General features: G+C 44.1%; 8 protein-coding genes. All 8 read right to left on the bottom strand.

Annotation, left to right across the window (positions count from 1 at the left end):
- Nucleotides 1-687: 687 nt before the first annotated feature.
- Nucleotides 688-1,824: a flagellin gene (locus tag ACTRWI_RS12200; RefSeq protein WP_499131714.1), complete on the bottom strand. Its 1,137-nt coding sequence runs from the start codon at nucleotides 1,822-1,824 to the stop codon at nucleotides 688-690.
- Between the two features lie 418 nt (nucleotides 1,825-2,242).
- Entirely contained in the window at nucleotides 2,243-3,433 is a 1,191-nt protein-coding gene (gene flgL / locus ACTRWI_RS12195) for a flagellar hook-associated protein FlgL (RefSeq protein WP_499131712.1), read from the bottom strand.
- 8 nt (nucleotides 3,434-3,441) lie between these two features.
- Nucleotides 3,442-5,322, bottom strand: coding sequence for a flagellar hook-associated protein FlgK (flgK, locus tag ACTRWI_RS12190; RefSeq protein ID WP_499131710.1), 1,881 nt, complete (start codon nucleotides 5,320-5,322; stop codon nucleotides 3,442-3,444).
- Nucleotides 5,323-5,532: 210 nt separating this feature from the next.
- Nucleotides 5,533-6,450 (bottom strand): flagellar assembly peptidoglycan hydrolase FlgJ, encoded by a 918-nt coding sequence (gene flgJ / locus ACTRWI_RS12185; RefSeq protein WP_499131708.1) that lies wholly within the window; start codon nucleotides 6,448-6,450, stop codon nucleotides 5,533-5,535.
- 10 nt (nucleotides 6,451-6,460) lie between these two features.
- The gene (locus ACTRWI_RS12180) at nucleotides 6,461-7,552 is read right to left on the bottom strand and encodes a flagellar basal body P-ring protein FlgI (RefSeq protein WP_499131706.1); all 1,092 of its coding nucleotides are present in this window, start codon (nucleotides 7,550-7,552) and stop codon (nucleotides 6,461-6,463) included.
- 94 nt (nucleotides 7,553-7,646) lie between these two features.
- On the bottom strand, nucleotides 7,647-8,423 hold the full coding sequence (flgH, locus tag ACTRWI_RS12175; RefSeq protein WP_499131704.1) for a flagellar basal body L-ring protein FlgH: 777 nt from the start codon (nucleotides 8,421-8,423) through the stop codon (nucleotides 7,647-7,649).
- Nucleotides 8,424-8,512: 89 nt separating this feature from the next.
- Nucleotides 8,513-9,301 carry a flagellar basal-body rod protein FlgG gene (flgG, locus tag ACTRWI_RS12170; RefSeq protein WP_004739713.1) on the bottom strand — a complete coding sequence of 263 codons (789 nt, stop codon included), beginning with the start codon at nucleotides 9,299-9,301 and terminating at the stop codon, nucleotides 8,513-8,515.
- 21 nt (nucleotides 9,302-9,322) lie between these two features.
- A complete protein-coding gene (locus ACTRWI_RS12165) occupies nucleotides 9,323-10,072 on the bottom strand; it encodes a flagellar basal body rod protein FlgF (protein ID WP_499131699.1) in 750 nt (249 codons plus the stop codon).
- Between the last annotated feature and the right edge of the window lie 62 nt (nucleotides 10,073-10,134).

The raw sequence follows: 10,134 nt of genomic DNA, 5'->3' as shown, positions 1-10,134 counted from the left end.
AGTCATCGCTGAAACGTTGGTATTTACATTCACTGCCATGGTGATTTCTCCAATTGATTTTCCGGTATAGCGGTTTCCGACGTCTCGGAAAACCAAGTAGTTCTCTCAAAGTTACTTTTAATAACGGCTCGAAAATCAGAAGCTTTAGAAAAACTTTTAAAAAAAACCACAAAAAAACATTAACCATTTAATTTTCAACAACTTAAAATATTAAACTTTCTAAAATAGCTACAGATTTTTGTTATTGAGAGCATGTGGTTTGTTTAAAAAACGTTCAGACTAGCTTTTTAGTTAGCCTATGTACAGAAATGATCAATCAACAAAGTTCATGGCTGTAGGCAAATAGTAGGCAAAAAGGTGAGCTGTTTTTCACAAAGTCGTCAGAGTAAATTAAAACTAGCAGAGCGAGAAAACGAAGAAAGATCGTTAGAAGGGAAAATAAAACACAATCTGCAGAAAGGAAAAAGCCCCTTTTCCTTTGAGAGAACCGGGGCTAGTTGGCGCGTCAGAGCCTGTGTGGAGATCATCGAGAAATGAACACATTTCCGACTCGCCGTTGCATTCTTACCGTAAAAATGGATAGCAGGTGAGAGATGAGAGAGCTAAACACACAATAGTAAGTATGCTTGCCAGTTTCCCTTGCTGCATGGCTCACGTCTGAACACGAGCAGCAAGTTCAACCAATAACTATTGCAATAGTGACATTGCAGAGTTAGGCAATTGTTTTGCTTGAGCAAGTATTGAAGTACCTGCTTGTTGCAGAATTTGTGATTTGGTCATTTGCGTCGTCTCTTTCGCAAAGTCCGTATCTTTGATTCGGCTATTTGAAGCGTCTACGTTCTCTTGAACGTTTGCCAAGTTATTAATACTGTGGCTCAGACGGTTCTGTTTCGCACCCAAATCAGCACGCTGTGAATCCACGTACTTCAATGCAGAATCAATAACGCTGATAGCGTTCTGTGAACCAGCAACACTTGTTAGACTGATATCTTGAACTGATGTTGCACGGCCCTCGCTCTTAATTCCAAGCTCAGATGCCAAGCCACCAGAGATAGACATCGCACCATCTAGGTCTGGTTCTGCTACGAATAACTGTAAACGACCGTCATCAGTAACCGATGCATTAAGTAAATCAGATTGACCATTAATGTAAGTCGCTAACTCTTCAATATCGTCACCCGTTTTAGTGTTGATATCTAGAACAATGTCTTCACCCGCTTTAGTTTTGAATTCAAACTTAAGATCGCTCGCTGTTGGCGGCACTTCCCAGTTCTTATCTTTTGCGTTTTCTGAATCGAACGTAGTACCACCCATACGGTAGTCATCTGCACGGATACTTGTCAGAGCCATGATCATTGCTTCACCAGAGTTAGAACCAATCTGGAATGAAGCTTCACCGAATGAACCGTTCAGTAGGCGACGACCACCAAACGATGTGGTTTCCGCGATACGGTTAAGCTCATCTTGAAGTGCCATTGACTCTTCATTCAGTGCAGTACGCTCTGCCGGCGAGTTAGTGCCGTTTGATGATTGAATCGCTAGATCACGCATACGTTGTAATACGTTAGTCGATTCGTTCATCGCACCTTCTGCCGTTTGAGCAATCGAAATACCGTCGTTGGCATTACGCATTGCCACATCAAGGCCACGAGACTGAGCCGTTAGACGGTTCGAGATTTGCAGACCTGCCGCATCATCTTTCGCGCTGTTGATCTTGTGACCAGATGACAGGCGCTCCATAGAAGTCGCTAAGTCATTAGACGCTTTATTCAGGTAACGCTGCGCTGTCATTGCGGAAACGTTAGTACTTACATTAACTGCCATTTTGCTCTCCTTATGAGTTCGCAAGCTCTCTGCGAAGCGGCCAGCTTTACTCTCATATGGATAAGCACTGACCGTATGTTACTCAATAAATCTTATACAAGATTTAAGATCTGTATTAATCATTTATAACCAACACAGATACAAGTTGTATGCCAAGTTTAATTTTCTATAAATATTTTTTTATTTACTTATAATCAAGGATTTACAGAAAATTAAACGCGATTATGATTGTTTACTTTTAGAAGATGAAACTGCCCTCATCCGCTTGTTGCCGTTTTTTGCCGCTATATCAAGAAACATTATGCTTCGTACGAAAAATCGGCAATTTTTGAAGTCATTCGCACATATGGCATAGCACATAAGGCAAAGAATCGACTCCGTGATATTTAGTAGTTCACGACTCAATACCGATTCATCACTAAATATAGTTAAACAAGGTTAGGTCTTTTGTTTTGCCAAACGCTTGCTGTGAAGCTTGCAATGCTCGAGAGTTTTCATTGAATTCAATGATGGCTTTCGAGTAATCCAAATCTTCAAAGTTGCTTTTCGCTTTCGCCAAAGACAACTTAAAATCTTCATGTTGTTGCTCTTGAATATCCAATGTACTCAAACGGGCACCGACGTCTGTTCTTGCTTTCGTTAAGTGAATAAACGCAGCATGAAACTCTTCCGTCATTTGGTGCAGTTTTGCCGTTGCCGATGCATCGGACACTGGGTTTTCTACCTGCTCTGCCGCTTCTTTGAACGTATCAAAGATCGAGAATGTCTCTCTCGGCTCTAAGATGATCGAATCACCCTTTGTGACTTGTCCTTTAAACTGAATATTTAACCCTTCGTAGACAATGCCAGTCGCAGGGTCAAAATCTTCAGCAGCAACTACAGCGCCATCTTTTTCAAGTTGGTACGCAAACTTACCAGTCTGCATATCAACAAAGGTTACTTTATAAGTAGAACCATCTTCAGCGCTGTTGGTCGCGCGGCCAAGCAATAACTCAGATGCGGGCTCAAGCTCGTATTGAGGCTGGTAATCACCGAATGGGTTATCTATTTCCATAAATAACTTACTACCCGGATCATTCATCGCCATTTCAAAACTGCTTGCAACACGCATCTTGCGCTGATAGTCATCGCCTTGATACGTCACCGTTCCTTCGTTATCACGAAAGAAAGGTTGGCTTTTCGGCTTGGTACCGGCAAATGTATAGTTGCCAGACTCGTCTTGAGAGTTTGCTAAGTACAAGAAGTTATTCGCTAACTCTTGGATTTCACGCTTCTTCGCTAAACGGTCTTCAGGAGAAAGTGCACCGTTGATCATTTCCATTACGGTTCGCTTTGCCTCATCAGCAAAACCTTCCGAATTGGCGATTAGTACCTCATGGTGCTCAAGACGGTTCCTGACTAGGGTAATAGCATCAACGTATTGCTCTAGCTGCTCTGATTGTTGGCCAATATTTTGTAAATAATGCGTCGCTAAAGGGTCATCACTTGGCGAGTGTAACTTTTTACCGGAAGCGAGCTGCGCTTGGTTGTGATGCACCTTATTCTCTTGGCGGCGCAAGTCATTTTGTACTGCCTGATAATTATGGAAGCTGGAAATACGATTCAACATTTACAATTCTACCTCAGAGCCAAAATAGTATTAAACGTGTCGTTAGCAGCTTGCATTATGCGTGAAGAAGCCATATAAGCTTGTTGAAACTTCATCATGTTTGCCGCTTCTTCATCGAGGTTAACCCCCGAGATTGAAGCAATACGCTCTTGGGCAGACTGCTTTTCCAACGTCGCAATTTCACTTAAACGATTAGCCGTTGAAGACTTCAGACCCGTATTAGTATTCAAGTTGTGGTAGAGGTCTAAAATCGTAGACTCACCATCGTTCAAAACTTTTTCGGTTTGAAGATCTTGAAAATTACGTAAGTTGCCATTGTCACCCTCTGATGGGACAAGGTTTGCCGTAAACTTATCGTTCGGCACAGCTCCCGCTGTTAGCTCAAAGGTCGTACCGTTAATCGTCACCGGCCCTTGTGGTGGATATGGCTGAGGCTGCATTAAGATGTTGCCCTTGGGATCCGTCACTGCAAATTGCTCACCTTTTGGGGACACAATCACTTCAAATTCACGTAGCTGACCCGCCTCAAGGATTTTAAACCCAGCTGTGCCCTTGGCAAACGTCGTAGACGCTTCATAGCTTTGTGCAGCAACATCTTTTGGATCTGTGGTTGTCACATGAACCTGCGCAGCAAAATTACGCGTTGGACGCAGTAACAGCTTTTCACCAAGTTCGGGGGGATTACGAATTTCAACGCGCATACCATCAAGATAAAATGCGTTGCCGCTTGAATCTGTACTCACTTTGACCGTTTCGCCACTTGGCTTGGTCACCACGTAATCACTACCATCATATTTAAGACCGTACTCTCCACCTTTTAAGCCAGAAGTATCATCAATAAACACAGCAACATCCGCTTTGGATTGCCCGCTTGTCGTAACACGAGATTTTGCCACCAGCTCAGAGTTCACATCCGTAAATAAATTCTTACCCACGTTACCATTGAGATCTAAACCTTGTTGTTGAAAGGAGTTAACCTTATATGAAAAAGCTGTTGCCAAGCGACCAAGCTCATCCATGATCGCTGGGATATGTTCATCTCGCATATCTAACATGGCACCAATTTTTCCATCAATATCACTACTAGTGATCGGCTTTAAAGACTTACCTTCAACAATCGCTAATCTACGCTGGTGTGCGTCAGGTAAACCATCGACCATTTTTAGCTGGCTTGCCTCACTACCTGATACTAAGGTGTGACCGTTGCCGATATGGACATTGAAGCCTTCGGCATTTGAGCGCGGCGTTACTGTTACTTTGGTATAACCAGAAAGCTCATTAATTAGCTTTTCGTGCTTATCTCGCAGATCATTGTGCGGCCCAGGGGTGCGCATCATCAGGCGTTGAACATCTCGAATCTCGATCGCGAGTTGGTTGACTCGTTCGATACCCATATCTAATTTTTTATTAGTAGAATCAGACTGTTGCCGAACCGTCTCATGAAATTCATTCAGTGTTTTACTGAGTAGCTCGGCCTTTTCTAGTACGACCTCTCGTGCGCCAACGTCATTCGGTGTATCGGCTAAGGTTTTAACCGAGTCAAACCATTCATTTAAGTTTTCAGGAATCTTCTTCGAAGCCACCGAAGACAACATATTCGACAGCATATCCAAGTTGCCTTGATTATCGCCTTTGTTGGCGGCATTAGTTGTCGATAGGTTAAGTTCATTGACGGCAAATTGATCCCAAGAGCGGCGAACATTTTCCACATGCACACCCATGCCATAGGTTTGACCACCGTACTGGCGCGGATCATTAACACCTTGAATGACAGATTGGCGGCTATAGCCCTCTGTATTGGCGTTAGAAATGTTATGACCTGTGGTGTTTAGCTGTCTCTGAGCAGTAAGAACACTTTGTGCCCCTACATTCAGAAGATCCGACGCCATAATGCCCCCCAAAACTTAACAAAATCAGGATAAACTGATTAACTAACAGTTTAAAAAGCAATATGTATGCCAACAGATAAAAAAGAGAATTAAAAGGCGTTAATTTATTGAAGTATAAGGAGATAGCTATGTGTGGTGGTATTAAATCTTATGCGGCAGATAAGAACAGAGCCTGCCACTGGCAAGCTCTAGATGTTCAATAGATTTGACCTAGTTCATTTCATCAATCTTAGCTTTAACTCGCAATACCTTATCCACGTAGTTAGGGTCGGTTGCGTAGCCTGCTTGATGAATACCTTTGATGAAATTCTCTGAATTACCTTGGTGCTGCAGCGCCGTTTCGTACCTTGGGTTTTCACTCAAGAACTTCACATAATCGCTGAAGCTGTCTTCAAAACTAGAGTAAGAACGGAAAGAGGCCGATTCTTTAACGGCAGTTTTACCATGGAACTCGAGTGTTTGAGTTGCCACTTTATCGCCTTTCCAACTTCTGTCTGCTTTGATGTTGAACAGGTTATGACTGTTGCCCAGAGAGTTCTGAACCATCTTAGAGCCCCAGCCTGTTTCCAGTGCCGCTTGAGCCAATAATAGAGATGAATCCACACCAAGCGCGCTTGCCGCTTTTTCTGCGTAAGGCTTCATTGAAGTGACAAACGACTCTGGTGAGTCGAAAGAGACCGGCTGTTTAATCGCCGATGCAACCTGAACTTCTAGTGCTCTCTCTTCTGAACGACCTGAAAATTGAGGTCTTTGCAATGAAGTATCAAAGCCTTCGCTACGCACCTTATCTTCTGTCACGTCGTTAGATTGGCCGGCACTTAACTGTGCCACAATCATATCCGCAAGGCCTAGCGAACCATTCGCACTGAGCTCACTCGCCATTTGGTCATCTTGCATTTGGCGGTAGAACTGTTCGTTCTGGCTGTTCAACATATCCGATTTAAAGCTAGAGTTCGCATCACGCATCGACTTAAACAACATTGAGGTGAAAATCGCTTCAAACTGTTTTGCCGCTGCGGTCAATGCTTCTTTCTCACTGCCCTCTTCACCGTTAACTGCTTGTTGACGAAGACGGTCTAGGCTACCGATGTCATGAATAAAGCCGATGTCGTTGTTATTCTTAATCATGCTCTATTCCTTAGATAATGATCAGCTGACCTTCAATCGCACCCGCTTGTTTCAGTGCTTGAAGGATTGCCATTAAATCAGAAGGTGCTGCGCCGACTTCGTTAACCGCTCTAACCAAATCGTCCAATGTTAGACCAGGTTCGAACTTGAACATCTTGCCATCGGCTTCAGTGACTTCGATATCAGAATCTGGGACCACTACCGTTTGACCGCCAGAGAATGCATTCGGCTGGCTTACATTTAAGTTTTCTTTAATCGCGACTGTCATACCACCGTGTGTTACAGCAGCCGCTTTTAGGCGCACGTGCTTACCAACCACAATGGTACCTGTACGAGAGTTAACGATGATTTTCGCAGAGCCTTCAGCTGGATCAAATTCAATGTTTTCGATCGCCGATAAGAAAGCCACACGTTGACTGATTTCTCGAGGTGCACGCACTTTTACAGACGTCGCATCAACCGCAGACGCCATTTGCGGACCTAAGAAATTATTAACCGCATCAGCCATGCGCTGCGCTGTTGTGAAATCGGATTGGATTAGGTTGAATGTGATGTAGTCACCACGGCCGAATGGCGTTGGGATCTCTTGCTCTACCGTTGCACCACTAGAGATGATACCGACGTTAGGGTTATTGCCGACAATCTTAGAACCATCGTTACCCTGAGCACTAAAGCCACTGACCACTAAGTTACCTTGCGCCACGGCGTACACCTGACCATCCAGACCTTTTAGGAAGGTTTGTAGCAAGGTACCACCACGCAGGCTTTTTGCTGAGCCAATTGAAGATACGGTTACGTCAACTTCCTGACCTTGCTTAGAGAAAGCCGGCAGTTCAGCGGTAACAATTACTGCCGCTACGTTTTTGGTTTTTGGCTTAATGCCAGGCGGCAATTGAATGCCAAAATTTTGCAGCATCGCGTTAAATGTTTGATCGGTAAAGGGAGTTGTCTCACCGGTACCCGGCAAACCCGTGACCAAACCATAACCGACCAGTTGGTTACTACGAACACCCGCCACTTTTGCCACGTCTTTAATACGCGCAGCATGGGCACTGGTGGCAAGAAATAGCATGCCGAATAGTACAAGTGTCAGTTTTTTCATTGAGTAACCTGTCTGTATTGCTTTAATTAATAATGACTTAGCTAGGTGTTGTTGCGTAACGCGGGCTGTCAGTATGTCGACGCCCTCTCAAGCTCTACAGAGATACATTAAAGAATCGTGCCAAGAATCCAGGCTCTTGCATATCTTGTTGCACTCCAGTACCTGAGTACTGGATTCGTGCATTAGAAACACGGTTTGAAGCGATGGTATTATCGAAATCAATATCGTCCGGACGGATAGTGCCACTTAGGCGGATGTACTCATCACCGGTGTTCAATGTCATCCATTTTTCACCACGCACCACTAGGTTGCCGTTAGCGAGTACTTCAATTACTTCCACAGTAATGTAACCACTGATGCTGTTGCTCTGATTAGCGGATGCATCACCTGCGAAAGTATTGGTGTTACTTAGGTCGTACGAGAAGTTGTACTTGTCTATTGTTAACTCTTGACCACCAACAGCCAAAGGCTGCATTGATGAGTCATTCGACTTAGACATATCTGCATTGGCTTTTTTCGTCGCACGAGTATTTTCATCCAATGCCACAGTAATGATGTCACCTATACCGCGAGGCTTTGAATCATCGTACATACTGCCAATATGGTTTACGTTGAATAGTGAGCCAGTTGCCGCTGCATAATGCTCTGGCTTCTGTTTTGGATTGATTGGCGCCCATGCAGGATCACCTGCAACAGGATCCGTTCGACCGCGAAGCGTATCAACAATGCCCGAACTTTCTTGAGCCGATTTATCACCTTCTACCGCATCAACCACTCTGGTCGCGTTCTTTTCTGCTGGCATCTCAATTGGATCCAATACAGAACAACCGCTCATAGATAAAAACAGGGCTAAACAAAAAATACGTTTCATGGTGATATACTCTCAGCAAGTCGTGGTGAATAGTAAGCTGTGACGAACACGTCAATTAATACGAAACAAGTAAGCGGTGAATTAACCAATTACAGCTGTTGGTTAACAAAGCTCATCATCTTGTCTACCGACGAGATAACTTTCGAGTTCATTTCATAAACACGTTGAGCTTCGATCATATTCACAAGCTCTTCAGTTACGTTTACGTTCGATGTTTCTAGCATCGACTGGCGGATATTACCTAGGCCATCGAAGCCAGGTACACCTTCTTGTGGGTCACCACTCGCCCCTGTCGGCAAGTAAAGGTTTTGACCTACTGGTTCTAAACCACCTGGATTTACAAAATCAGTAATGGTGATTTGGCCTACCACGACGTTGTTCTGCTCACCACGGAGACGAACCGAAACTTCACCGTCGTTACCTACTGTCACTGAGATTGCATCTTCAGGTATAACGATTTCTGGTTGTAGCGGGTAACCTTGACCCGAGGTCACGATTGCGCCGTCACCGTTCAATGTGAACTGACCATTGCGGCTGTAACCTGTTTCTCCGTCTGGCATTTCAACTTGGAAGAAACCGTCACCTTCGATCATCATGTCGAGGCTGTTAGACGTAGTCTGCGCGTTACCGTGTGTGTGAACCTTTTGAGTCGCAACCACTTTAGAACCCGCACCTAGCATCAAACCACTTGGTAACTCAGTATTCTGAGACGACTGACCGCCAGGCTGGTTGATGTTCTGGTAGAACAGATCTTCAAATACCGCACGGCTCTTTTTAAAACCAATGGTCGAGGCGTTGGCAAGGTTATTTGAAATCGTTGAAATATTGGTTTGTTGGGCGTCTAAACCTGTTTTACTTACCCATAATGCTGGATGCATAGCAATTTCCTTTAAATTCTATTAGCTCATACGAAGCAGTGAATCAGACGACTTGTCCATTTCCTCTGCTGTGCTCATCATCTTGACCTGCATTTCAAACTGACGTTGTAAGTCAATTAGGCTGGTCATTTCACCTACGGCATTTACATTACTGCCTTCGATAGCACCTTTTAGCAACGTTACCTCTGCATCTGCTTCGTATGCCTGATCTGGGTTTTTCGAACGGAATAGACCATTCGTATCTTTAAACAAAATTTGATTGTCTGGACGTACAAGTTTAATACGATCAACGACCTCTAGTTCCTCAGCTGGAGCGCCTTGAGGAATGACTGAGATCGTACCGTCTGTACCAATTTCGACTTTACTGATTGGGATAGGTAGTGTGATTGGCGCATCGTTTTCGCCCAATACCAAATGACCGCTTGCATTGGTCAACAAACCGTTTTGGTCAACCTTTAGGTTACCGTTACGTGTTAAACCTTCACGTCCAGTATTATCCATAACCGAAATCCAACCATCACCTTGGATAGTGACATCAAGATCACGGCCAGTGGTAATTACACTTCCCTGTGCAAAATTATGTCCAGGACGCTCTGTCATGCTGAAAACACGAGTAGGCATACCTTCGCCATACGCTTGCATTGAACGCGCTTGTGCTAAATCAGCACGGAAACCCGTTGTACTTACGTTGGCAAGGTTGTTTGCACGTAGCTGCAAAGCTTGCATATTTTGCTTAGCGCCACTCATGGCAAGAAACAGTGCGCGATCCATAATTTTGCTCCAAAAATCATCTTCTGGGGCTAATAAAGCAAACATTGTGCCAATATTTTTAA

It is taken from the genome of Pseudoalteromonas sp. G5_S1_14_S5 (assembly GCF_054968605.1).
The sequence above is the reverse complement of the archived record's forward strand: the minus strand, read 5'-3'. Positions and strand labels throughout refer to the sequence as shown.